Source organism: Cobetia sp. PS-4MA, from assembly GCF_057670765.1.
In genome coordinates this window covers 3,084,389-3,109,527 of the sequence record NZ_CM173107.1, presented here as the reverse complement: position 1 = coordinate 3,109,527, position 25,139 = coordinate 3,084,389, and the positions used below count along the sequence as shown (strand labels likewise).

Below are 25,139 nucleotides of genomic sequence, written 5' to 3'. Positions count from 1 at the left end.
CTGATGAAACTTCGACCTGGTGCCAAGCCACACCTGCGTACTCCCGCCGCCTGGCGCGGAGGCCTTGCCCTGCAGCTGTTTGCCGGTCTGCTGCTGGCCCTCGGGCTTTCGGCCTGCAGCGAGGCCGAGGCGCCGCTGAAGAAGCAGAAGGTGCATCCGGTCAAGTTGCTGTCATTGTCGGATGAGGGGGGCGGTGTCATACAGCGCTATCCCGGCGTGGTCGAGGCCTCCGAGCGTTCCAATCTCTCGTTCCGGATCGGCGGTGAGCTGCGTGAGCTCAACGTGCAGGCCGGCCAGGAGGTCACGCAGGGTGAGCTGATCGCGCAGCTGGATGATCGTGATGCCCGCAGTCAGCTCAACAACGCCCGTTCCAGCTTCAATCTCGCCCAGGCGACCTACAAGCGCATGAAGTACTCGGTGGAGAAGGGCGCCATCAGCCGTGCACGCTTCGATGAGGCACAGGCGGAATTCCAGTCGGCACAGGCCCAGTACTCCCAGGCGCAGGACCAGCTCAGCTATACCGAGCTGAAAGCCCCCTATGACGGGGTGATCGCCCGAGTGCCGGTGGACAACTATCAGGTGGTCACGGCGCAGGAAACCATCGCGGTGCTCCAGCAGCCCGGTCAGATCGACGTGACCTTCAATCTGCCGGAACGCCAGGTGCGCGCCATCGACCGTGAGCGTGCCATGGCCGGGCGTCAGGAGGATGCAGCGCTGGCCTGGGTACGCTTCGGGCGCGGTGAACAGCGCTATCCGGCGCGCTACAAGGAGCATGACACCAGCGCCAGTGAGGGCTCGCTGAGCTATCAGGTCACCCTGACCCTGCCGGAGCCTCAGGACATCACCGTGCTGTCCGGCATGAGCGCGACGGTCGAGCTGGACATGCAGCAGCTGACGGGGGCCACCGGGGGGCAATGGCGTGTCCCGGTGGAAGCGGTGGTGATGCGCGATGCCGACCCGCAGCAGGCCGTGGTGTGGCGTTATGTGGAAGACGGCTCTGCCGCCGCCGAGACGTCACCGGACGTCGAGGACGAGGGCAAGGCAGGGCAGGGAACGGTGGAAGCCGTGCCCGTCGAGGTGCTTCAGGCCACGGGCGAGGGGCTGGTGATCACGGGGGAGTTGAATGCCGGTGATCGTCTGGTGACCGCGGGTGCCAGCCGCATGCAAGCCGGGGAGCCTGTGCGCCCCTGGGTCAAGGAAGCGGGGCTCTGATCCATGGTCGATTACTTCCTGAGACACAAGGTCATCAGCTGGATGGTCACGCTGTTGCTGTCGGTGGGCGGCGTGGTGTCATTCTTCAATCTTGGCCAGCTGGAGTTTCCCGAGTTCACCATCCGCAATGCGGTGGTGATCACCCAATATCCGGGCGCCACCCCCAAGCAGGTGGAGGAGGAGGTCACTCTGCCGCTGGAGAAGGCCATCCAGCAGATTCCCAATCTCAAGCGTGTCAGTTCGGTCAACAGTTCAGGCCTTTCGCAGATCACGCTGGAACTCGAGAGCAGCGTGCGCGCAGGCGAGATGCAGCAGTACTGGGATCTGTTGCGGCGCAAGATCAATGATGCCCAGTCGAGCCTGCCACCCGGCAGCTCCTCCTCGGTGGTCAATGATGACTTCGGGGACGTGTTCGGCCTGCTCTACAACCTGAGTGGCGAGGGCTACTCGGCGCATGATCTCGAGGATCAGGCCGATTTCCTGCAACGCGAACTGACGCTGGTGGAGGGCGTGAAGAAGGTCTCCATCGTCGGCGCGCGCAGCGAGCAGGTGATCGTGGCGCTGGACCGTGATCGCATGCAGGCGCTGAACATCTCGCCGGACCAGCTCTCCAATCTGCTCAATGCCCAGAACGTGGTCGGCAATGCCGGTCGTATCCGTCAGAACGGCCTGTCGCTGGAATTGCAGCCGGGCGGGGAGTTCCAGAGCGTGCAGGATCTGGAGCGCCTCGTGGTCGGTCGCCCCGGCAATGGCGGCCTGATCCGCCTCGGGGATATCGCCTCCGTCAGCCGCGAGTACACCGAATCGCCATCACGTCTCTATCACACCGATGGCGAGACCGCTCTGTCGCTGGGGATCTCGTTTGCCTCCGGCGTCAATGTGGTGGAGGTCGGCGAGCGAGTCGACCAGCGTCTGGGGGAGCTTGAATCGCGCATGCCGTTGGGCATGGAGCTGACCACCGTCTATCACCAGCCGCAGGTGGTGGATGAGGCGGTCTCCGGCTTCCTGCTCAATCTGGCCGAGGCCGTCGGTATCGTGATCCTGGTGCTGCTGCTGTTCATGGGCGTCAAGAGCGGGGTGCTGATGGGGCTGGTGCTGCTGATCACCATTCTCGGCACCTTCGTGATGATGTCGATCCATGGCATCGAGCTGCAGAAGATCTCGCTGGGCGCGCTGATCATCGCGCTGGGCATGCTGGTGGACAACGCCATCGTGGTCACGGAAGGCATGCTGATCGGCCTCAAGCGTGGCAAGACCAAGCGTCAGGCTGCCTTCGAGGTGGTCAACCAGAATCGCCTGCCGCTGCTGGGGGCCACGGTGATCGCGATCACCGCCTTCGCGCCCATCGGTCTGTCGCCGGATGCGACCGGGGAATTCGTCGGCTCGCTGTTCTGGGTGCTGTGTTACTCGTTGCTGTTGAGCTGGATCACCGCCCTGACGCTGACCCCGTTCTTCTTCGACATGTTCTTCCGCGAAGCGCGTGAGACATCGGGCAACGACAAGGATGGCGCCGAGCATGAAGACCCTTACCGGGGCGTGATCTTCCGTGGCTTCCGTACCCTGCTGGGCTGGGCGATCCGTCTGCGCTGGCTGACCCTGGGTGGGGCGCTGGCACTGCTGGTCGTGGCCGTGATGAGCTTTGGCCAGATCAAGAATGCCTTCTTCCCGGATGCCTCGACACCGCTGTTCTTCGTCGATGTCTGGATGCCGGAAGGCACCGATGTGCTGGAGACCGAACGGCATGTCTCGCGTCTGGAGCAGCAGGTGCTGAAGATGGAGCGCGTCAATCATGTCACCAGCGTGACCGGGGGCGGTGCCCAGCGCTTCACCCTGACCTACTCGCCGGAAGACAGCTACGCGAGCTTCGGTCAGCTGATCGTCGAGACCGAGGACCGCGACAGCCGCGAAGCGCGCATGGAGGAGGTGATACGCCTGTTGCGCGCCGAGTATCCGCAGGTGGAATACAAGGTGCAGGCCTTGCAGGTCGGCCCGTCCGCCAAGGCCAGTCTCGAGGCGCGCCTCTACGGCGAGGACCCGGCGGTACTGCGCCAGCTGGCCGCCGAAGTGCGTGACGTCTTCGAGCAGGAGCCGCTGGCAGACAGCATTCGCCTGTCGTGGCGCAACCGCGTCAATCGCATCGAACCCGAGTTCCTGGATGATCAGGCGCGGCGTGTCGGCGTGACGCGGGATGCATTGCATGAGGCATTGCTGATCAACAGTGATGGCGAGAGCGTCGGCGTCTATCGCGAGGGCTCCGAACTGATCCCGATCCTGCTGCGCGGTGAGGAGCGTCAGCGCTTTGATCTCGACACCCTCGCCAGTCTCAACGTCTGGAGCGACGAACAGGAAACCTATGTGCCGGCGGGAGCGGTGATGGGCCCGCTCAAGGCCGAACTGCGTGATCCCCTGATCAAGCGGCGAAATCGCGAGCGCATGCTGGCGGTCTATGCGGAGCCGATGCCACTGTCCGGCGAGACGGCCGCCAGTGTATTGAGTCGCATACGACCCAAGGTCGAGGCCATCGAGCTGCCGGAGGGATATCATCTGGAGTGGGGCGGTGAATACGAGACGTCCACCGATGCGCAGAAGGCGCTGTTCTCCTCGCTGCCGATGGGGCTGTTGGGGATGTTCGTGATCACGGTGCTGCTGTTCTCCAACCTGCGCCAGGCGCTGGCCATCTGGTCCATCGTGCCGCTGACGCTGATCGGTATCGTCAGCGGATTGATCGTGTTCGGGGCGCCGTTCACCTTCATGGCATTGCTGGGCACCCTGAGCCTGGTCGGCATGGTGCTCAAGAACGCCATCGTGCTGGTGGAGGAGATCAACGTGCAGCTGACCGAACAGGAGGACCGCTTCCAGGCGGTGATGCTGGCGGCGGTCAGCCGCGTGCGGCCGGTCTCGATGGCGGCGATCACGACCATGCTGGGCATGATTCCGCTGTTCTCGGATGCCTTCTTCTCGAGCATGGCGGTGGCGATCGTCTTCGGTCTGGGCGTCGCGACGCTGCTGACGCTGGTCGTGCTGCCGGTGGCCTACTGTGCACTGTTCCGTATTCCGGCAGGCAAGCACGAGGCGGCGTAGCCACGTCCCCCATGGCCATCCTCCCGGGAGGGCGCCAAGCAGTGATGCCAAGCACTGAGGCATGCCGTGCGCCCGATGACAGCGCCTGTCGTCGGGCGCACTGCCGTTGGCGAGTCAGCGGTGTTCTCACGCGTCATCGCGTTGCAGTCGATCCCGCATGGGGGCATCGCCAACAGCGCCTTTCCGTTACACTATGCGCCGCCAGTGGTGTGTTTAGGGTCCGCTGCTGGCCCGTCGTCATCAAAACCTGTCGAGTCGTGAGGTGTGCCTTGGTCGAACCCCTGAGTGCCTGGTGGGGGCAGCAGCTGGTGTTGTGCGGTTGGCGTTTCAGTGCGACACCCGAAGCGGTGTGGACATCCGAGGAGGCGCGTGCGCGCCTCAAGGCGCTGGAAGTGCCGGATGCCGGCGAGCTGGGCTGGCGCTTGCTGGAAGCGTTCCCCAGTGACATGCCCGACTCGCTGCGTCAGCTGGAAGCGCTGGAGCTGCTGGCGTTGGCGCGGACGGCTGGTTGGCTGTCCGAGACGCGCACGCGTGCCTGGCTGGTGCGATTGCTCATGGCCATCGCATCACGTTTCACCTCGCTGGATGACTGGCTCAAGGCGCTGGCGCATTCGCGCAGCGATGCTGGCTGGACACGCGGCGATGACGGCTTCTTCGAGGCCAGTCTCGCGCTGTCCCGGCTGGAGCAGGAAGAGGCGGGCGTCACCTGGCCGCGTCTGCTGGAGGCGCTGGAAGGCCGTCAGCCGGTACCCGCCACCGAGCTGTGGCCGCAGGGTGAGCGTGACCGGGTGTGGATGGCGCGCGCCATCTTTGCACCCTGGGTCGGCGGGACGGCACTGACGTCGACGGATGACGGCCTCTGCGAGGCGAGTGACAGCGGTTTCGATGCGCAGGGTCACTGGCCCGACGTGCAACGCTGGCTGCGTGATACCTGGGCGATCCGCACTCGTGACGAATTGATCCGTCTGCTGTTGTGGCTGGCCTCGCAAGGGCATCGCTACGGCTGGGACATCGACAGCGCGCGCATGCTGTCGGCCAGTCAGGATGAGCGTGACAAGTGGCTCGACGAGCTGGAGTCTGACGCCGCCTCCGAGGAGGCCGAGCGCAAGGCTCAGGGGCTCGCCGGCACCCCGGCACATGCGGCGGCCAGTGCGGAGCTGGCGGCCGCTGCGGGTCTCGAACAGGGCCCGTCGCCCGTGGCCTACGGGGAGCTGCTGCTCCAGTATCTGGATCGTGGTGAGCCACTGGAATTTGCCGCCTGGGACTGGCTGCGGCTGGTGGATCTGGCCTTTGCCGGTCTGTGTGCCGGCTGGTTGAGTCGTGAGGAGGGCGAGGACTTCGCCGCGCATGGTATCGACCTGCTGGTGCGTCGCTACGCGGATTGGCAGGGCGTGGCGCGCGCCTATCAACGCGGACGCAGCCTGTTCGAGGGGGCGGATCTCACTGGCTCCACCGACAGTGACTGGCGGCCATTGATGGCCTCACCGGTGACGCCGCTGCGCTGCGAGCTGCACGCGTTGCTGCCGGAGGCCATCCGGGATCGCTCCCGCACCGCCATGCGTCAATGGCGCAGTGACAGCCGCCACTGGGTACTGGCCATTGCCAGCATTCGAGAGCCGGATCTTCTCTATCGCCAGGGGCTGCCTGCGGATGTGGCGGACGCGCGGCGTGAAGAGGCGCGTCAGTACCTCAACGAGACGCTGGCCCTGGATACCCGCGATGGCGTGGCCGGCATGGCGCGTTTCTGGCTGCCGGCGCAGGCCCATCACCTCAATCAGCTGGCGGCCGATGCCGCACGGGGTGGGCTGCCTGATCCTCAGACGCCCTTCGGTCGCGCCGATACCGCCGAGCTGGAACGGCGACAGCGGCTGGCAGTCTGTCATCGTCATCCTGCCAGCATCGTGATGGCGGAGAAGTACGCGTTCTATCTGCTGATGGTGCAGGACAGCCGCGATTTCGATGCCGGTGAGCTGGCGCAGTGTGCCGAGCGCCTGCGCAGCGCACTGTGCCGCTTCTATCCGGACGCCGTCCGCCTGCTGGAAGCCTGGGCGGTATGGGAATCCGCGGTCCCGGAACTTGAGGACCACCCGCTGGTCAACGAGATCCGCTGGCATCTCGAGGACCCCGGCAGCCTGTTCCACTGGCTCGACTGGCGCGCCAGTGACTGGCAGGAGCCCGGCGAGCGCCCCAGTCTGGATCGTTTCACGGCGCTGGCACTCAGTGGCCCGCTCAATTCGCCGTGCTGGGGCGAGCCGATGGTCGAGCATGGTCGGGGAGTCGAGGAACTGACCGGCTGGCTGGAAGGTCATTATGGTCTGGCCAACGCCGAGATGCTGATCGGCTTCCTCGATTTCCTGCGTGATGCCGGGGATCGGGACGAATATCAGATCAATTACGGCCCCTATACCCTCAATCGTGCGCGTCTGGACAACGAGATCGATGTGCTCGAGAGCGGTGAACGCGGCGAGGATGAGCAGGTGCACCTCGATCGCCTGCGCCGTGTGCGTGACAACGAGGCCCGCTGCAATGAGCTGGACATGGCAGCCTGGGACATCGCGCAACTGGTGGATCTGGCGATTGCCGGCCGTCAGCTGGGATGGCTGGATGCGGCCACCTTCACGGCCTATCTGGACAGCGCCCATGCGATGGCGCGAGCACACTACGGCAGCTGGAAGGAATATGCGCGCGGGCTGTTCGCCGGCTATGCCTTCTTCATGGGCGATACCGATCAGCGTGACAGCTTCCTGCGCGGCTTCCGTGATGTATTGATCCAGTGGCTGACAGCGGCGCCGCCATTGGCCGGACCCTGGGCCAGTCTGGATTTCCCGGGCGCGCGTCCGGGGCATTGGCCGGCGCTGCATCTGGATACCCTGAGCGGCGATGCTCGTCTGCTGCATTGAGTATTTTCTGATGCTTTAGTCTATCTTGTGAGGCGATGGCATACGGATTGCGGCAATATGCACTACCCTGCTGCGAACGGCATTCAATTGCGCCACAGGTCTCAGGGCATGCCGTTGATCCTGTTGATTCACGTTTCAGGCATGCAGGCATCTCGTGATGACGGGATTCCTGCCGGCTTTCTGTCTTGTCATGCATCACCTGTTATCGCCGTCCGCAAGTGCTGATCACGTTTTGTCTCATGGCACCGGGCCCACGACGAGGAATGTTGGATGCGTCACACGTTATTGTGTTGTCTTTTACTGTTGCCGCTAGGTGTGGCGGGGTGTGCCAGCCATTCACAGCCTCCGAGTGACATGGCCTATTACGATGTCGATCTGCCGGAATTGCCCAAGCTCAAGCGTTACCGTCAGCAGGCCGGCCAACCGCAGGGCCCGGCAGAGCCGCAGCTGGCATCGGGTCCCAGTATCCGGGAAGTGTTGCTGGAAGAGCATGATCGCTGGGCGGGAACGCCCTATCGCCTGGGCGGCACCAACTCACGGGGCATCGATTGTTCCGCGCTGATGCAGCATGTGTTCAGTGACGGTTTCGGGATCGAACTGCCACGTACCACCCGTGATCAGGTCAAGCGGGGCAAGCGTATCGACAAGTCGCAGTTGAAGCCGGGGGATCTGGTGTTCTTCCGCCCCTCACGTCGTTACAACCATGTGGGCGTGTATGTGGGCAACGGCTATTTCCTGCATGCCTCCACGTCACGTGGCGTGAAGCTGTCGCGGCTGGACAATGTCTACTGGTCGCAGCACTACTGGCAGTCGCGGCGGCCCATGCCCCACGAGGCCATGCAGATGAAACTGGCCATGCGCAGTCAATGACGACACTCACATGATGGACAACACCCGGCCCTGGCCGGGTGTTGTCGTTTTCGGCCCGCGAATTCTCGAGCCCCGCCATGTCCGGCAGTCCGCGTCACGGACTTTCGCGTACCACGGAATGTTCGATCACGAAGTCGACGAAGGCCTGTTCGGCCCGCGACAGTCCACGCTCACGTCGCCAGGCCAGCGACAGGTCCAGCCAGGCGGGTTCACTGAAGGAGATGGCGGTGAGGTTGTTTTCCTCACGGTCATCCTCCACCACGCGCTTGAGGAAGGTGGTGATACCGAAGCCGCGTGACACGATCGCCTTGTTGAGCGCGATCAGGTTGGATTCGAAGGCGATACTGGGAATCAGACCGTGCTGGCTTGCCAGACGTTCGATGAAATCGCGATGGAAATAACCGCGCTTGAAGACGACCAGCTCTTCAGCGAAGAACGCTTCGAGACTGATGTGCTCCCGTGTCGCCAGCGGGTGGTCGTTGGGCAGGCAGACCACCATCTCTTCGCGCAGGAAGTGCTGGCTGACCAGCCCGCTGGTGGCGCTGCCGGGGTGTTCCTCGACGATGACGCCCAGATCCAGCTCGCCATTGTCGATCATCTTGCGAAGACTCAGGGTGCCGCCCTCGATCACGCTCAAGGTGATATCAGGGTGGCGCGCCTTGAAGGCCATCAACAGGGGCGGGAAATAGTAGGACCCCAGCATCGAGGACACGCCGATGCGTACCTCACCTTTGACCAGGCCATCCAGTTCGGCCATGGCCAGGGCCGCTCGCTGCGCCTGTTGCAGCAGAGAGCGTGCATGCACGAGCAATGTCTCACCGGCGGGTGTCAGACTCACGCCCTTGGTGCCACGTATCAGCAGCGGCTGGCCCAGCCGGGTCTCCAGGTTGGCGATCGACTGACTGACGGCCGACTGGGCCAGTTGCAGCGCCATGGCGGCGGCGGTGAAGCTGCCGCGCTCCGTGACACTCACGAAGATCTCCAGTGCCCGCAGATCGAAGGGCAGTTTCATATCGCGCTCTTCATGTCTGACGTCATCCTCATCCGTCTCCCTTGTCCCCGACCCTGACCGGCGTCCCTTGCGGCCATCACGCCGTCCAGTCCCCTGGACGTCATTCACCATGCGCAGGCGGTCTGACGGCGTGAGGCCTGCAGGCCAGTGGGTCAGGCTCATGGGTATCACTTTTGCTGATGCCTGGCATCATGTCGAGCTATTTTACTGATGGTGTTCGAGGGCGCAGACTCACGCCATCCCCATGATTGACTGCAGGTACCTGATGGCTTCATCGCTGAGTGCGTCTTCCACCGCCCCATCCGCCTCGGGGCATCACGACACTGCCGGGCAGCCAGTGCTGCCGTCTCCTCTCAAGGCGCACGGCCGTGATTGGCGACGCATGACCCAGGCGTTGTGTCTGGGCTCCTTCGTCGTCTTCATCAATCTCTATGTGGTGCAGCCGATGCTACCGCTGCTGGCGACCGACCTTGGCCTGAGCTCGCTGCAGGCGAGTCTGTCGTTGTCGGTGACCACCCTCACGCTGGCATTGGCGTTGCTGGTCTTCGGCCCGTTATCGGATGCGCTGGGGCGGCGACGTCTGCTGCTCTGGACATTGGCCGGGGGGGTGGCCTGCTCGGGACTTGCCTTGCTGGCTGAAGGTTTCTGGTCGCTGTTGGCAGTACGTGCGTTGCAGGGCTTTCTGCTCGGGGGCTTGCCGGCGGTCGCGGTCGCCTACATGAGCGATGAGATGGAACAGCCGGCGTTGATGGCTGCGGTGGGGCTCTATATCAGTGCCAATTCGCTCGGCGGCATCAGTGGGCGGGTCGCTGGAGGATTCGTGGCCGAGCACTGGGGCTGGCAGATGAGTTTCGCGGTGATTGGCGGTATCAGCCTGTTGCTGCTGGCGGCGCTGTGGCAGTTGCTGCCGCCTCAGCGACGTTTCGTGGCACAGCCCTTCCATCCGGCCAGCATGCTGGCAGGGCTGGGGCGCCATCTGCGCAATCCGCGGCTGTGGCCGGTGTTTCTGCTCGGTGGACTCAACTTCTTCATCTTCGTGAATCTCTACAGCTACATGACCTTTCGCCTGAGCGCGGCCCCCTGGTCACTGGGGAGCCAGTGGTTGGGATTGCTGTTTCTGACCTATCTGGCAGGCACCTTCGGTGCCTCGCAGTCCGGCCGGTTGGCACAGCGTCTGGCCGCCGGGCGTGGGCAGTCACTCGCGCAGGGAGCGCAGCGACAGGAGGAGCAGGATGGTGCGCAACGCCGCGGCCAGGCACTGACCATGATGCTGGGCACCGCGCTCTTGATTCTCGGCACTCTGGTCACGCTGAGCCATTCGTTGATCGGCATGCTGGCCGGCCTGAGCCTGAATGCCTTCGGCTTCTTCCTGGCGCATGCCACCGCGTCGGCCTGGGTCGGGCGCAATGCCGAAGGGGCGCGGGCCAGCGCCAGCGCGCTCTACCTGACGGCTTACTATCTCGGGGCGAGCCTGGGCGGCTTCTGGCTGGAGCCCTTCTGGCAGCAGGCAGGGTGGCCAGGGGTGGTGGTGGGTGGCGTCAGCGTTCTGCTTGTCACCCTGGGGTTGGCGATGCTGTGCTGGCGACGGGCTACGCCGCAGCATTGATATCCACCGTGAGATTCCTGCCTGACACGCAAACGGCTCGCCATCTGGCGAGCCGTTTGCGTGTCAGTGGCAGGTGAGCCGATCCGACGGTGAGACTCAGTGCGCCGGGGCGTCATCTCCCCAGATCTCCTTAAGACGGTCATCACGGCCACAACCCGCGCGATAGAAGCGATAGCGCACCGGGTTCTTCTGGTAGAAGTCCTGGTGATATTGCTCGGCGGCATACCAGGGGCCCGCTGCCTCGATCTCGGTGGCGATGCCTTCGGGGAATCTGTCCTTCAAGTCGTCGAGGCTCGCCTGGGCGGCGTCTTGCTGTGCTTCATCCACCGGATAGATGCCACTGCGGTATTGGGTGCCGGCATCGCAGAACTGACGATCCACCGCGACCGGGTCGATGTTGTGCCAGAAGACCTCCAGCAGAGTGTCATAGCTGACCTTTTCAGGGTCATAGACCACCTTGACCGCCTCCGTATGGCCCGTCCTGCCGGCCGAGACCTGCTTATAGGTGGGATTGTCCGTCTCGCCTGCCGTGTAGCCGGACGTCGTCGAGATCACGCCGTCAAGCTTGTCGAAGGGGCCTTCCATGCACCAGAAGCAGCCACCGGCGAAGATGGCGACCTCCTGGCCTTGAGTGACACCCTCGGCGACGCCTCTGGGCGCCTGTTCCGGGTCAAAGGCATTGGCGTAGCCGGCAATCAGCAGACCGCCAAGTAGGCTGGCAAGCGGTGTGAGACGTTTGAGCGCAGAGGAGGGGAATCGCGTGTATCGGGTCATGGTGTCTCCGGGAAAGGCGTCGTTCCTTCGAGGTGAGAACACGGAAATCTCCATGTCTCGATGGGCCGCGAGGTGGCTTGCCTTGCCATTCCCTCACTGCCTGTATCAGGGAGCTACGCGAATCAACGCGGGATGGATGCGAAGATGTCGAATGAAACGGTACTGTTACCGTGATCATGATGAGGTCGTTCGCGTCATCATGACCTGATGAGTGCATCCAGTCAGCAACGCGTCTCGTAAGGACACGGTACATCCCAATGACATGCCCATGACGGCAGGAATCGAAAAGGAAATCGCCAGTGAATAAACGCAAGTTACTGCTTCTGGGCGCCATCGTCGCTGCCATCGTGGTCTTCTTTGCCAGTGGGGCACAGGACTACTTCACTCTGCAGAGCCTCAAGGCCAGTCAGTCGGAATTTCAGGCACTCTTCGAGGAATCGCCGTTCAAGGTCGCGGGTACCTTCTTCGTCGTCTACGTGGCGATGGCGGCACTCTCGCTGCCGGGTGCGGCATTGCTCACCCTGCTGGGCGGCGCCCTGTTCGGGTTTGGCTGGGGTCTGTTGTTGATCTCCTTCGCCAGTACCATCGGTGCCACCCTGGCCTTCCTCATCTCCCGCACGCTGTTGCGCGAAAGCATCGAAAAGCGCTTCCGTCGTCAGCTGGAATCCCTGAATCGCGGGGTCGAGCGTGAAGGCGGCTTCTATCTGTTCACGCTGCGTCTGGTGCCGGTCTTCCCGTTCTTCATCGTCAATCTGGTGATGGGGCTGACCCGCATGCGTGTGGTCACCTTCTATGTGGCAAGCCAGCTGGGCATGCTCGCCGGTACCGCCATCTACGTGAATGCCGGTCGCGAGCTGGGCCAGCTGGAGTCGCTGTCCGGCATCCTCTCGCCGGGGCTGATCGCCTCCTTCATCGCGCTGGGCCTGTTCCCGCTGATCGCCAAGAAGATCGTCGGCGTGCTGCGCAAGCGCAAGCAGCAGGCGGCCTTCGACAAGCCGAAGACCTTTGACTACGACATGGTCGTCATCGGTGCCGGTTCCGCCGGGCTGGTGACCAGCTATATCGCCTCCGCCGTCAATGCGCGTGTCGCGCTGATCGAGCGCCACAAGATGGGCGGTGACTGCCTCAACACCGGCTGTGTCCCCTCCAAGGCGCTGATTCGTGCCGGGCGTGCGGCTCATGAGATTCGTCAGTCACAGCGCTTCGGGATCACCGCCAATGAGCCGGAAATCGACTTCGCCAAGGTGATGGGGCATGTGCAGGACGTGGTCGAGAGTGTCGAACCGCATGACAGCATCGAGCGTTACGAGAGTCTGGGCGTGGAAGTCCACACCGGCAACGCCAGACTCAGGACGCCCTGGGAAGTGGAAGTCGATGGTCGCGTGCTGACCACGCGCAACGTGGTGATCGCCACCGGTGCCCGCCCGCGTGTTCCTGCGATCCCCGGTATCGAGCTGATCACGCCGCTGACCTCTGACAATCTGTGGAATCTCAGGGTGCAGCCCAAGCGTCTGGTGGTGCTGGGCTCCGGCCCGATCGGCATGGAGCTGGGGCAGAGCTTCGCGCGTCTGGGCAGTCACGTCACCATCATCGAGGGTGCCCCGCGGGTGATGCCGCGTGAAGACGAGGAAGTCAGCGCGCTGATGCACGAGCAGCTGGCCGGTGAGGGCGTCGACCTGCGCATCAATTCCACCGCCACGCGCATCGAGGTGCTCAAGGACAAGGACAGTCAGCCGATGCGCCATCTGGTCGTGAGTTCTCCCGACGGCGAGGAGAGCTGGATCGAGTTCGACGAGCTGCTGGTGGCCATCGGACGCGAAGCCAACGTCGAAGGCTTCGGTCTGGAAGAGCTGGGCATCGCGGTCTCCGAGCGCGGCACCATCGATGTCTCCGAGTCGCTGCAGACGCTGCAGCCGAACATCTGGGCATGTGGCGATGTCGCTGGCCCCTATCAGTTCACCCATGCGGCAGGTCATCAGGCATGGCACGCCGCGGTCAATGCACTGTTCGGCGGCCTGAAGACCTTCAAGGTCGATTACCGCATCATGCCGATGGTCACCTACACCGAGCCGGAAGTGGCGCGGGTCGGCCTCAACGAGACCGAAGCCAAGGCGCAGGGCTATGACTATGAAGTGACCCATTACGAGATGGGCGAGAGTGACCGTGCCCTGGCCGAGCGTGCGACGGAAGGCTTCGTCAAGGTGCTCACCGAGAAGGGACGCGATCGTATCCTGGGCGTGACACTGGTCGGTGCCTATGCGGGGGAATGGCTGGCGGAATTCACCATGGCGATGAAGCATGGCATCGGTCTCAACAAGATCCTGTCCACCATCCATCCGTATCCGACACTGTCCGAGGCCAACAAGGCGGCAGCAGGCATTTGGAAGAACGCCCACAAGCCGGAAGGCGTGCTCAAGGTGCTGGATCGTTACTTCACCTGGCGCCGCAATGGACGCTTCGAGCCGACCAAGACACGCCAGGCGGATGACGCCACCCCTCCCGTGACGGTCGACAAGCACTGATCCTTTCCCATGCCGCGAACCTGCTCGTTCAGGGTCGCGGCATCTTGCTATCAGGAGAAACCTCCATGGCTACGACATGTCTGCCGGGGCGACGTCGCGCACTGGCATTGATGGGTGGGTCACTGGTGTTGATGGCCGGCATGAGTGCCATGCCCTGGGCCACGTCACTGGCGTACGCCGCCGATGCCGCCAAGGGGCGGGCAGTGCCGATGCTGGCTGCACTGGAGTGGAACGTGATCGCCGACAAGGCACGCGGTCAGCGCATCGACTTCCACGCCTGGGGCGGGAGTGAAGCCACCAACGCCTATCTGCGCGCCCAGGCAGAGATCGCGGCACGTGAGCACGGTATCGAGGTGCGTCACGTCAAGATTGCCGATACCGCCGAGAGCGTCTCGACCTTGCTGGCCGAGAAGGCGGCGGGGCGCAGTGATGGCAGTATCGATGTCATCTGGATCAACGGCGAGAACTTCCGCGCGCTCAAGCAGGCCGAGCTGGTGTGGGGACCCTTCGTCGAACGCCTGCCCAACAGCGAGTATCTGCTCGAGGAGATCGGTGCGCGTGACTTCGGGCTCGCCACCGAGGGAATGGAGGCACCATGGGGGCGTGCCCAGCTGATCTTCATGTACGACAGTGCCTTGCTGGAATCGCCGCCACGCTCGATGCGGGCGCTGCTGGACGTGGCGAAGGCCAACCCCGGGCGCGTGACCTATCCACAGCCGCCCAGCTTCCACGGCACCACCTTCCTCAAGCAGGCCTTGCTTGAATTGATGCCAGTGGAGCAGCGCGAGGTGCTGGCATCTCCCGTGGCGAGTGATGCTCTGTTCGCTGAGGTGACCGCACCGCTGTGGGACTATCTCGATGCACTGCATCCGCTGATGTGGGCGCAGGGCGAGCGACAGCCAGCCGGCGCCGAGGAGCAGATGAAACTGCTGGCTCAGCGCAGTGTCTGGATCGCGCTGACCTTCGTGCCCCAGGAAGTGGCCAATGCCCGTCAGGAAGGGCGGCTGCCACCGACCATTGAGCCGTATATCCATGACGGCGGCACTCTCGGCAATGTGCACTATCTGGCGATTCCGGCCAGTGCGCCTCACAAGGCGGCCGCATTGGTGTGGGTCAATCAGTTGATGTCCGCCGAGGCACAGGCTGCCAAGGCGGACCCCTCACGCTGGGGTGACGAGACGGTGCTGGACGTGACGCGCCTGCCGGCGGCACAGCGCGCTGCCTTCGATGCCTTGCCGGAACTTGCGGGTGGCATGTCGCCCGAAGCGCTGGGCACGCCGTTGAGCGAGCCGCATCCCAGCTGGACCGATGCACTGGAGGCCGAGTGGGCGCGACGCTATCGCAACTGACGCAATGGCTTGCCGAGCGCTGGCGCGCTGAGCGCCCGGCGGGGCGCCTGGCATTGACACCGGCTCGCCTGCTGCGCTGGGCGGTATTGCTGTTGTTGCTCGGCCCTACGGCGCTGGGACTGGCAGGACTGGTCGCACCGGCCCTCGGGCTGTGGCCGGCGCTTGGCTTCGAGGAGGTCTCGGCGATCGCCTGGCAGCGCTGGTGGGCCTTGCCGGGACTGGCCGACGGACTGCGTCTGACCCTGGTCAGCGGCATCGGCGGCACGCTGCTGGCGGTACTGCTGACCATGGGCTGGCTGGCCGCGGCCGCCGGTACCCGTTTCGGCGAGCGCCTCGAACGTCTGCTGGCACCGGTGCTGGCGATGCCGCATCTGGCGCTGGCTCTGGGGCTCTTGTGGCTGGCCGCTCCCAGCGGCGTGCTGATGCGACTGCTGCTGGCACCCTTCGAGGTGCTGGCCCCCCCGCAATACCCTCTGCCGGACGCGCATGGCATCACGCTGGCGCTGGGACTGGCACTCAAGGAAGCGCCGTTTCTGATGCTGATGGCCCAGACGGCGCTCTCGCGTCTGCCGGTCACCGCGCAACTGCAGGCGGGCCAGGCGCTCGGCTACAGCATCCCCCAGCTGCGCTGGCGAATTCTGATGCCGCAGGTGATGCGGGCCATCGCCCTGCCCATCGGTGCCGTGCTGGCCTATTCGCTGGCGGTGGTGGATGTCGCTCAGGTACTGGGGCCGACACGTACGCCGACCCTGGCGGTGCGTCTGGTCGAACTGTGGCGTGACAGTGACCCGAGCTCACGTCTACCGGCCAGTGTCGGGGCACTCCTGCTGGCTCTGCTGGTCATCGTGGTGATGGCGTTGGGTGCCGCTGTGGGACGTTATCTGTTGAATCGCCATCGTGACTGGGTGCTCGACAATCCTGCACCTCGGGCGGCAGCACGCCCGGGACGCAAGGGGCAGCGCGGGCGCGTGATCCGCGTTCTGCTCGGCACGGTGGCGGCAGTCTCGCTGCTGGCCTTTGCCGTGATCGCCGTTCAATCGCTGGCCAGAAGCTGGTTCTTCCCGTCACTGCTGCCGGCTCGCTGGGGGCTGGAAAGCTGGCAACAGGCGCTTTCAGGACTGAGTGGGGCCTTCAGCAACAGTCTGTGGCTCGCCGTGCTGGTCGCCACCCTGGCGGTGATGCTCAGTGTGGCGGTCTTCGAGCGTGAGCGTGAGGTGGGTCGCCTGCGAGGCTTCGTGGTGTGCCTCTACCTGCCGTTGCTGCTGCCTCAGGCAAGCTTCCTGTTCGGCTTCCAGGTCGGCTGGCTGAGCCTCGGCGCGGATCCGGGCTGGGTGGGGGTGGTGATCGGCCATCTGCTGTTCGCCTTGCCCTATGCCTGGCTGACGTTGGCCGGCCCCTGGGCCCGCTTCGATGTGCGCCTCGAGCAGGCAGCACGACTGCTGGGGCGCTCGCGGCTTGAGGTGCTGATCGGCATCCGGCTGCGCTTGATGCTCAGGCCTCTGGCCATCAGCTGGGCAGTGGCCTTCGCGGTCAGCATCGCGCAGTACGTGCCGACGGTGGTGCTGGGCGGTGGACGCGTCCCCACCCTGACCACCGAGACGCTGGCGCTGGCCACGGGGGCGGATCCTCGCCTGACGGCGGTCGCGGCCTGCCTGCAGGCCTGTCTGCCGTTGCTGATCTTCCTGCTGGCGAGAGCCGTGCCTGCCGGGCGCGCGCTGGCACCGATACGTGGCTGACGCCTGACACCTTCCCCATTCAATCATTCTGGAGTCGATGAAGCATGCTGGACAAGTGGACCTCACGCTGGGTACAGCCACCCCTGAAGCGCCTGGCACGTAGCGCAGCGGAACGCGGTCTGCATCCTGACCAACTGACGCTGGCTGGCTTCGTCATCGGCATGCTGGCATTGCCGCTGCTGGCCTATGGGCAATTCGGGCTGGCACTGATCGCGATCCTGATCAATCGGGTGGTGGATGGGCTGGATGGTGCCCTGGCGCGTCATGCGGGCTTGAGCTCGGACGCCGGCGGCTTTCTGGATATCTGTCTTGATTTCCTGTTCTACGCCGCCGTCGTGGTGGGCTTTGCACTGGCAGACCCGGCCACCAATGCCATGCCGGCCGTGGCGTTGCTGTTCGCCTTCGTGGGCACGGGATCCAGCTTTCTGGCCTTTGCCATCATGGCGGCCAAGCACCAGCTGGAGCGACCCAATTTCACCCGCAAGGCCTTCTATTATCTGGATGGCCTGACAGAAGGCACCGAGACGATCGGCTTCTTCGTGCTGGCCTGTCTGATGCCGCAACATTTCGCATGGCTGGCGTGGGTCTTCGCGGCGGCATGCATCCTGACCACGCTGACGCGCGTATGGGGAGGGTATGTCACCTTGCGGGCCCAGGACCGCAGCGAGCAGCACGGCACCGACCCGGACTGATACGTGCCAAGCGCGGTACCTGGCCCTGCAGGTGACTCGTCCCGTCATCTTTTTTCATCGCGTTGTTCAAGCGCTCCGGAGTCTTGCCAATGAAAACCACTTCCCGTCAGTTGTCTTGCTTCCTCCCCATGCTCGCGGCAGTCGCCTCCAGTGGCCTGCTGGCGGCGGCGATGCCCTCCGCGGCGCTGGCGGCTGACCAGACCTTCACGCCGGCAGAGATTCTCGCCTGGGGCGAGAAGACCTTCGAAGGCCAGACTGCGTATCGCGTGGTGGAGCGCGAAGGCCGGCCCGCTCTCGAGGCGCGTGCTCAGGGGCAGGCCTCCGCACGCTATCTCGAGGAAGATATCTCGCTCGAGGAGACGCCCTATCTGAAGTGGTGCTGGCAGGTGGACAGCATCTATCCGGGCGTAAACGAGAAGACCAAGGGAGGGGATGACTACCCGGCGCGCCTCTATGTGGTCAACAAGACCGGCATCCTGCCGTGGCAGGTAGAGGCCATCAATTACGTCTGGTCCAGCAATGAGGCGAAGGACAGTCATTGGGACAATGCCTTCACTGACCGCGCCGTGCTGCTGGCAGTGGAGTCCGGTGATCAGAAGGTGGGGCAGTGGGTCGCCGAGGTGCGCGATCTGCGTGCCGACTACTCGGCGCTGTTCGGTAGCACGCCAGACGAGATAGCCGGGCTTGCGTTGATGGCTGACGGTGACAATGCCGGAGGCGACGCCACGGCGCTGTTCCGTGGGCTGAGCCTTTCCAGTGATGCCACGCCGCCCAGCTGCGGCGCCTGATCTGCAGAGCGAATCCCCGGGAAGCCTCATCACAGACAGCATCATCAGAACCGGGCTTCAGAACCGGGCCTCAGAACCGGGCCTGAGAACCAGGTTTCAGACATGAAAAAGCCCCGCGACCGAGAATTCGGTGGCGGGGCTTCAGGTTCAGGCGTCACACATTCTCGTGTGAAGCACTCATCGGGCGACAGGGCCACCCGATGAGGGAAGGGGCGGAGCTTAGTGCTCCACGCCACCTTCACCGTGAACGTGGCCGTGTTCCAGCTCTTCGGCGGACGCTTCGCGCACGTTGGTGATCTCGACGTCGAAGTTCAGGGTCTCACCGGCCAGCGGGTGGTTGCCATCGACAGTGACGGTGTCGCCTTCGACCTTGGTGACGGTGACCATCAGCGGGCCACCCTGGGTCTGTGCCTGGAACTGCATGCCGGCTTCGATCTCTTCGACGCCCTGGAAGGCTTCACGCGGCACTTCCTGCACCAGCGCTTCCTGGACATCACCGTAACCTTCTTCCGGAGAGACAGCGACTTTCAGCTTGTCGCCGGAAGTCTTGCCATCGAGTTCCTTCTCGAGGCCCGGAACGATGTTGCCGGCACCGTGGATGTAGGCCAGCGGCTCACGGCCTTCGGAGCTATCCAGCACTTCACCTTCGTTGTTGGTGAGGGTGTAGTGGAAGGATACGACGGCATTCTGGGCGATTTGCATGTTGAGGGCCTTTCGATAGGTATATGAACGGTCAATGGTAACGTGACCCTGAGGTGGCTGTCAGGGGGCTACGAGGAAAAATCCCGCGTATCGCGTGGCTTGCAGCTTGTTGAACAGCCATCCTGCAGGGCATGTCATCCACGTCACCGTGTCTTGAAATACTAGGTGACGCCCTGAAGGAGGCTTTTCAACCCGGTCCCCGAATTTTTTCTTGCCTGTTGCCCCGGGTGAGACTACACGCCTGCGCGAGCTTCCAGGGCGGGAAGGCGACGGGCATGGAGGAGAGAGGGGCTTGAGGGAAGATTGAGGGAAGAAGGAGAGGGGGAGGAACAGGAGAGAAGAAAGAGGAGAACACGAGAGAAGAAAGGGGGAGCTGGCCGCGCTTCGCTGTACGAGGCAGGGCAACTTCAGGCGCCAATCACGGTCTCATGACCAATGACCGACAATGGTTGGTGCTGTCCGCTTGCGAGGGCATCGGGGGGCCGTTACTCTGCCTGTTCAGACTGCGAATTCTGACGCGGGCCTTTCGTTACCGGCTCCGCTCGCAAGGTCTGCCCCGTGGCCGCTGGCGGGAAACGACAATCACATGTTCCATGCGACCCTATCTTTCAGGAGAGAATTTCGATGACCGTGACACTGATCTGGCTGGTGAGCTTCGCCGCGCTTTTCATGCTGTGCTTGAACCGTTGGGAGGGCTCGCTGGGTGCCACCGTCAAGCGCATCCTGCCGGATGCCCTGAGCATCGACAGCGGTGATCGCTATGTCTGGGGCGCAGCGCTTGCCGTGCTGGGCGCTACTTTCATCGTCAACCCCATTTCCATGCTGATGGCGCTGATCATGCTGGCACTGATCGCCTTCATCGGCGGCAAGCTGATCTGCTGGGGCATGAGCAAGGTCAAGATGCACTGATCTGCCTTTATCATCCCGGGAGGCTTCAGTCCGCGTGTGACGCGCTGATCCGTTGCCTCCCACGGACACACGAAGGCCGGGCATCTGCCCGGCCTTCGTGTGTCTGGCACGCCTGTTCTCACCGTCGGTCTCTGGTCTTCACAGCCAGGTGGAGAGCGTGATGGAGCCGAACTGATCGCTTTCCTGTTGGGTCTCGAATTCGTGCGTGCGCCAGACGTTGACGAAGGCGAGCTGCCAGCGCTGCCAGCTCAGGGCAAAGCCGAGCTGGACATCTCCTACCAGCGGGCGACGGTCCACCGAGTCACTGTCCTCAAAGCTGTTGCCGTCCAGCAGCATGTTGCGCGCCACGGCACGGCCTTCCAGATTGGCGAACAGATACCAGGCGAATTCACCATCCGGCTCGAAATACTGACGCCCACTCTGGGAGGGAGCGACGGTCGGGATGCCGTAGCTGCGTGACAGTCCCTGGCCGATGCGCACACCGCCCCCCACGCCAGCGTAGGTATACAGGTTGCCCAGCGCCATCGAGGCAGAGGGGCCGTACTCCATTTCCAGGCCCCCCAGGCTTGCCGGCAGCCACAGCTGGCTCTGCCAGCCGGCATTGACCACGGCTTCATTGTGAAGCTGATGGTCCCAGCCCTGTGGGTCATCACTGCCGGTGATCTCGTGGACTCCCTTCTGCGCCTTCTCGGCACCTGAGGCGGGACCGACGATGCCGAGATCCAGATTGAAGGTATCGACCCGTCGCCAACCCTCTCCCTCTTCACCGGCGAACAGCGAAAGGCCACCGAACAGATAGCCCGCATAGGGGCGATCATCCTCGTTTGGTTGCTCGCGAGTGATGTCGTTGGGGGTATAGATCTGCTGTCCGAAGCGATAGGCCGTGGCATCCAGACGTGCAGCGCTGAAACCGGGCACCCAGTCGGCGAAGGCGCGAGACCAATGCTGATCCGGTGTCGCGAAGGTATAGCTCAGCGCAAACCCATTGGTGTAGTGGCCGTCATCGCCGGAGGCGAGAAGGTCATTCTCGACCTTGAGAGACAGCACGCCACCCTCGTCCTCGTCAGCCTCCACGATGGGGGCCAGCGCCACCGCGCCGAGCATGATCAGCGCCAGCCCCAGCCGTCGCGTGGAGAAGGCGGGAGCCATCTGCGGGACATGGCGGGTGACGATAGCCGTACACGGACTCTCATCACCAGAACAGCGGTGTCCGTGGGAGGAACAGGTCAAGGATGACGCGCTGCAAGGCGTCTGGCGGGCGCTCTGAGAAGAATCTGTAGGACGGGCAGTGACGGGACGCATCGCAACTCCTGGGACGAAAAGTTGTACACAGAGTCTAGTTAAGCTGCATGTGTATAACTTTGCACAAAAAATCACGATTTCATAGCCTGTTAATCAATAGATGACCAATGGATCACTCCGTACGGCGCGCCGCTCATGCGTGAGGAAGAGAAAAAGAGAGCAAGGGAAAGAGAAAGAGAGAGGAAAATATCGATACGCCAGCGTCAGGCGCGTGCGAGGGACCAGGCAAGCGCATGAATACCGGGAAGGCGAGGGCAGCAAGCAAAGCCGCAAAACGGCAGGAGCCTCTTGAGTGCAGAGAGGCCTGCAACAGAAGTCGTTCAGGGAGGGAAGACACTGAATGGCTGGCACCCGGCAAGGGCACCAGCCATCAAGAGGATCAATACGGGGCGACGCTCAGGTTGGCGCCGTAGCCGACCAGGCGGACACGCTGGCCAACCGAGAAGGCGGTATCGGCCTTCTGGACGACGATGAGGCTGTCGCCAGCATCGCGACGCACCTCGATCTCGTAGGCGTCGATCTGGTCGACGTTGTCGGCGATCGACTTGCCCGCGACGCTACCGCCGATGGCACCGGCGGCGGTCGCGATCGCGCGGCCGGAACCGCCACCGATCTGGCTGCCGAGCAGGCCGCCGACGACGGCGCCACCCAGGCCGCCAAGCACGCCACTGCCTTCATCCTGTGCCTGGATCTGCACCGGGCGCAGCGAGGTGATGGTGCCGTAGCTGACGGACTGCGCGCGCTTGGCCTGATCGCCGGTGTAGACGTTGCCGGAATAGATATCGCTGTTCGCGCAGCCACCCAGTGTCAGCAGGCCAATGGCGATCACTGGCAACCAGCGTGCCGAGCGTTTCGCGTCAGGACGTCGTTGTGAGTGGGTCGGGAAGCTCATGGTGTATTTCCTCGCAGGAAGCGGTGCAACATTCGGTTGTGATGAGGTCATGGGGTGTGGAGGCCGATGACGACGGATGAGAGAAGCTGGCTGGCACGTCCGTTGGCCGCCACCGTGTCGTTGCGCTGTCGAGGGCCGAGGCAATGCCCCCCGTGACAGTGCAAGAACACTGTTTCCTAACAGTATAGACCACGCCGCCATTCTCGGGTTCCCCTGCACGCCATCCCGGGCGGGAGCACCCGTGCCACTGTTGCGTCGCGCCCCATGCACCGAATTCTGGAACGACGAAGACACGCAAGCCCGCGTGAACGGGCTTGCGTGTCTTCGGATGGTGGCCCTCGGTCAAGTCTCTGTCTCGCCGAGGGTTGTCTGCTGTCTACAGGGAAGTGCTGAGATCAGAACTGGTCTTCCTCGGTAGAGCCGGTGAGGGCGGTGACGGAGGAGTTGCCACCCTGGATGACATTGGTCATGTCATCGAAGTAGCCGGTGCCGACTTCCTGCTGGTGTGCCACGAAGGTGTAGCCCTTCTCGGCGGCGGCAAATTCGGCTTCCTGTACCTTCTCGACGTAGTGCTTCATGCCTTCGCCCTGGGCGTAGTCGTAGGCGAGATCGAACATGTTGAACCACATGTTGTGGATGCCGGCCAGGGTGATGAACTGGTACTTGTAGCCCATGTCCGAGAGTTCCTGCTGGAACTTGGCGATGGTGGCGTCGTCGAGGTTCTTCTTCCAGTTGAAGGAAGGCGAGCAGTTGTAGGCCAGCAGCTGATCCGGGTATTCCTTCTTGATCGCTTCCGCGAAGCGGCGTGCTTCCTCGAGGTCCGGCTTGGCCGTCTCGCACCAGATCAGGTCGGCGTAGGGCGCGTAGGCGAGACCGCGTGCGATGGCCTGATCCAGGCCGGCATTGACGCGATAGAAGCCTTCGTCGGAGCGCTCGCCGGTCAGGAACGGCTTGTCGTAGTCGTCGACGTCAGAGGTGATCAGGTCAGCGGCGTTGGCATCGGTACGCGCGATGACCAGCGTCGGCACGCCGGCCACGTCAGCGGCCAGACGCGCGGCGACCAGCTTCTGCACCGCTTCCTGGGTCGGCACCAGCACCTTGCCCCCCATGTGACCACATTTCTTGACCGACGCCAGCTGGTCCTCGAAGTGCACGCCGGAGGCGCCCGCGCGGATCATGGCGGTCATCAGCTCATAGCCGTTGAGTACGCCACCGAAGCCTGCCTCGGCATCCGCCACGATGGGCGCGAAGTAGTCGACGAAGCCGGCATCGCCCGGATTGGCCCCTTTCTGCCATTGGATCTGGTCGGCGCGACGGAAGGTGTTGTTGATGCGCTTGACCACGGTCGGCACGGAATCCACCGGGTAAAGGGACTGATCCGGGTACATGGCCTCGCTGGTATTGTTGTCAGCGGCGACCTGCCAGCCGGACAGGTAGATGGCTTCGATACCGGCCTTCACCTGTTGCATGGCCTGGCCACCGGTCAGAGCGCCAAGACAGTTGACGTAGCCCTTCTTGGCATCACCATTGACCAGTTTCCAGAGCTTTTCGGCACCACGCGTCGCCAGGGTGTTGGCTTCCTGGACGGAGCCGCGCAGGCGCACCACATCCTCTGCGGAATACGGGCGTGTCACGCCTTCCCAACGTGCATTTTCGGCCCAGTCCTTTTCCAGCGCTGCAATCTGTTCGGCACGTGATTGAGTCATGGTGCATCTCCTGATGGCTTCGTCGCAGGGCCTCGAGGGCGCCTGGCATGTCGTGGTGTCTTGAGTCTGTTGCCGTGTCATCTGGTGAATCAGGGCGGGACCTGGTCAGAGACTGGCGTGCGGAAATGTCGTGAGACCGTCCGGGCTGCCTGCCGCTCATCGCCGCCAAGCGCTATCCATCATTTGTCATTGTCATCGTGGGATAGCGAGATCATCGTTTGTTGTTGTGGGTCTTGAAGTCGTGTCGGTCAGGCGAGTTCTCTCGAGCAGCACCTGATGGCAGCCCTCGCGCATCTCAGGATGAGGCTGCAGAGTCAGACGCTCGAGCCAGGGCTGCAGGAAGTAGAGGCTGGCCTCCAGGACTGGCACCGTGCAGTTCGCAAGTCTTGCCGTGACGCGGGGAGGGCGGCCATCCGGCGCTCTGAGGCGCGCGATGAGTTCCCCCCAGCAGAGCGCCTCTCGCACACTGCCGATGTGAGCGATATCGAGCCCAGCATGGCGTTCGCCGCGATGCCGCGCGGCGGCCAGCGTCCAGAAGGCCAGCGGGAGGGGGCGTCCGGCGATCATGAGCCCCTTCACGGCTTGCTCGAGCCCGGGTAGCGCGAGGCGTGAATCAGCCGCCAATCCGTCACCCTGACGTGCCACCTGCCAGGTGTCGTCGCGCAATCCCGGCTCCGGTCCCGTCGACGCCGGCTGCGAGGTCCCATCGAATCGTTTCCATTGCCAGTCGTTGCCTGCCAGGTGCCAGCGCTTGTCACGGCTCAGGTGACAGATCGTCTGTGCCTGTGCAGCGGTCGGTTCTGGTGGAACGCTGGGCAGGAGGTCGATCATCGGGCGAGCCAGTCTGGCGAGGCGTGCCTGCATCTCTCGGGAGCGCCACAGCTCACTCTGGGCTTCCTCCAGTGGCTTCCCCGTGATGCCACTGGTGGCGCTGCGTCCCGGCACATGGCTGCTGACGTTGGCCATGGCGCTCCCGCTGGATGTGGCAAGCGTTGCAGAGGGTATGCCATGCATGGGGAGGCCTCCTGATTGGCGATGCCGCAATGCAGCGTGATGGGGATGACTCCTAGCATCGCTGTGAATCAT

General features: G+C 63.6%; 18 protein-coding genes. 11 read left to right on the top strand and 7 right to left on the bottom strand.

The genetic code is table 11. From position 1 onward, the window contains the following. The first annotated feature begins 3 nt into the window (after nucleotides 1-3). The 4 genes from AC26AR_RS13230 to AC26AR_RS13215 all read left to right on the top strand — a co-directional run bounded on the left by AC26AR_RS13230 (nucleotide 4) and on the right by AC26AR_RS13215 (nucleotide 8,063). Complete coding sequence (locus tag AC26AR_RS13230; protein WP_341542689.1) at nucleotides 4-1,212, top strand: efflux RND transporter periplasmic adaptor subunit; 1,209 nt, start codon at nucleotides 4-6, stop codon at nucleotides 1,210-1,212. 3 nt (nucleotides 1,213-1,215) lie between these two features. Then, a complete protein-coding gene (locus tag AC26AR_RS13225) occupies nucleotides 1,216-4,293 on the top strand; it encodes an efflux RND transporter permease subunit (RefSeq protein WP_084207966.1) in 3,078 nt (1,025 codons plus the stop codon). A gap of 269 nt (nucleotides 4,294-4,562) precedes the next feature. Continuing rightward, nucleotides 4,563-7,193 carry a DUF1266 domain-containing protein gene (locus AC26AR_RS13220; RefSeq protein ID WP_488107185.1) on the top strand — a complete coding sequence of 877 codons (2,631 nt, stop codon included), beginning with the start codon at nucleotides 4,563-4,565 and terminating at the stop codon, nucleotides 7,191-7,193. A 354-nt stretch (nucleotides 7,194-7,547) separates the two neighbouring features. Continuing rightward, a complete protein-coding gene (locus tag AC26AR_RS13215) occupies nucleotides 7,548-8,063 on the top strand; it encodes a C40 family peptidase (RefSeq protein ID WP_205632728.1) in 516 nt (171 codons plus the stop codon). 94 nt (nucleotides 8,064-8,157) lie between these two features. Here AC26AR_RS13215 and AC26AR_RS13210 read toward each other — a convergent pair whose 3' ends face one another. After that, nucleotides 8,158-9,075 (bottom strand): LysR family transcriptional regulator, encoded by a 918-nt coding sequence (locus AC26AR_RS13210; protein WP_176503195.1) that lies wholly within the window; start codon nucleotides 9,073-9,075, stop codon nucleotides 8,158-8,160. A gap of 265 nt (nucleotides 9,076-9,340) precedes the next feature. On the opposite strand from AC26AR_RS13210, the gene AC26AR_RS13205 reads away from it, so the two are divergent. Then, nucleotides 9,341-10,681, top strand: coding sequence for an MFS transporter (locus AC26AR_RS13205; RefSeq protein ID WP_488107184.1), 1,341 nt, complete (start codon nucleotides 9,341-9,343; stop codon nucleotides 10,679-10,681). Between the two features lie 96 nt (nucleotides 10,682-10,777). Here AC26AR_RS13205 and msrA read toward each other — a convergent pair whose 3' ends face one another. Further along, the gene (msrA, locus tag AC26AR_RS13200) at nucleotides 10,778-11,455 is read right to left on the bottom strand and encodes a peptide-methionine (S)-S-oxide reductase MsrA (protein WP_488107183.1); all 678 of its coding nucleotides are present in this window, start codon (nucleotides 11,453-11,455) and stop codon (nucleotides 10,778-10,780) included. Nucleotides 11,456-11,754: 299 nt separating this feature from the next. On the opposite strand from msrA, the gene AC26AR_RS13195 reads away from it, so the two are divergent. From AC26AR_RS13195 to AC26AR_RS13175, 5 genes are all read left to right on the top strand, one after another. Next, entirely contained in the window at nucleotides 11,755-13,977 is a 2,223-nt protein-coding gene (locus AC26AR_RS13195) for a dihydrolipoyl dehydrogenase family protein (protein WP_488107182.1), read from the top strand. A gap of 65 nt (nucleotides 13,978-14,042) precedes the next feature. Continuing rightward, a complete protein-coding gene (locus tag AC26AR_RS13190) occupies nucleotides 14,043-15,326 on the top strand; it encodes an ABC transporter substrate-binding protein (protein WP_488107181.1) in 1,284 nt (427 codons plus the stop codon). Then, nucleotides 15,302-17,062, top strand: a complete 1,761-nt coding sequence (locus AC26AR_RS13185; protein WP_488107180.1) for an ABC transporter permease — start codon at nucleotides 15,302-15,304, stop codon at nucleotides 17,060-17,062. Before AC26AR_RS13190 ends, AC26AR_RS13185 begins: the two co-directional genes overlap by 25 nt. 44 nt (nucleotides 17,063-17,106) lie before the next feature. After that, complete coding sequence (locus AC26AR_RS13180) at nucleotides 17,107-17,754, top strand: CDP-alcohol phosphatidyltransferase family protein (protein WP_176503191.1); 648 nt, start codon at nucleotides 17,107-17,109, stop codon at nucleotides 17,752-17,754. A gap of 89 nt (nucleotides 17,755-17,843) precedes the next feature. Beyond that, nucleotides 17,844-18,542, top strand: a complete 699-nt coding sequence (locus AC26AR_RS13175; protein ID WP_488107179.1) for a DUF3047 domain-containing protein — start codon at nucleotides 17,844-17,846, stop codon at nucleotides 18,540-18,542. Nucleotides 18,543-18,761: 219 nt separating this feature from the next. On the opposite strand, the gene AC26AR_RS13170 is transcribed toward AC26AR_RS13175, so the two are convergent. Next, nucleotides 18,762-19,244, bottom strand: coding sequence for an FKBP-type peptidyl-prolyl cis-trans isomerase (locus tag AC26AR_RS13170; RefSeq protein WP_065392558.1), 483 nt, complete (start codon nucleotides 19,242-19,244; stop codon nucleotides 18,762-18,764). 624 nt (nucleotides 19,245-19,868) lie between these two features. Here AC26AR_RS13170 and AC26AR_RS13165 point away from each other — a divergent pair. Further along, nucleotides 19,869-20,153: a hypothetical protein gene (locus AC26AR_RS13165; RefSeq protein WP_077375371.1), complete on the top strand. Its 285-nt coding sequence runs from the start codon at nucleotides 19,869-19,871 to the stop codon at nucleotides 20,151-20,153. A gap of 138 nt (nucleotides 20,154-20,291) precedes the next feature. On the opposite strand, the gene AC26AR_RS13160 is transcribed toward AC26AR_RS13165, so the two are convergent. From AC26AR_RS13160 to AC26AR_RS13145, 4 genes are all read right to left on the bottom strand, one after another. Beyond that, nucleotides 20,292-21,302, bottom strand: coding sequence for a lipid A deacylase LpxR family protein (locus AC26AR_RS13160; RefSeq protein WP_217622059.1), 1,011 nt, complete (start codon nucleotides 21,300-21,302; stop codon nucleotides 20,292-20,294). A 532-nt stretch (nucleotides 21,303-21,834) separates the two neighbouring features. Beyond that, nucleotides 21,835-22,347 carry an outer membrane lipoprotein gene (locus AC26AR_RS13155; RefSeq protein WP_077375365.1) on the bottom strand — a complete coding sequence of 171 codons (513 nt, stop codon included), beginning with the start codon at nucleotides 22,345-22,347 and terminating at the stop codon, nucleotides 21,835-21,837. 395 nt (nucleotides 22,348-22,742) lie between these two features. Beyond that, nucleotides 22,743-24,053 carry an isocitrate lyase gene (aceA, locus tag AC26AR_RS13150; protein ID WP_077375362.1) on the bottom strand — a complete coding sequence of 437 codons (1,311 nt, stop codon included), beginning with the start codon at nucleotides 24,051-24,053 and terminating at the stop codon, nucleotides 22,743-22,745. A 192-nt stretch (nucleotides 24,054-24,245) separates the two neighbouring features. Continuing rightward, nucleotides 24,246-25,019 carry a hypothetical protein gene (locus AC26AR_RS13145; RefSeq protein ID WP_488107178.1) on the bottom strand — a complete coding sequence of 258 codons (774 nt, stop codon included), beginning with the start codon at nucleotides 25,017-25,019 and terminating at the stop codon, nucleotides 24,246-24,248. Nucleotides 25,020-25,139 lie beyond the last annotated feature (120 nt).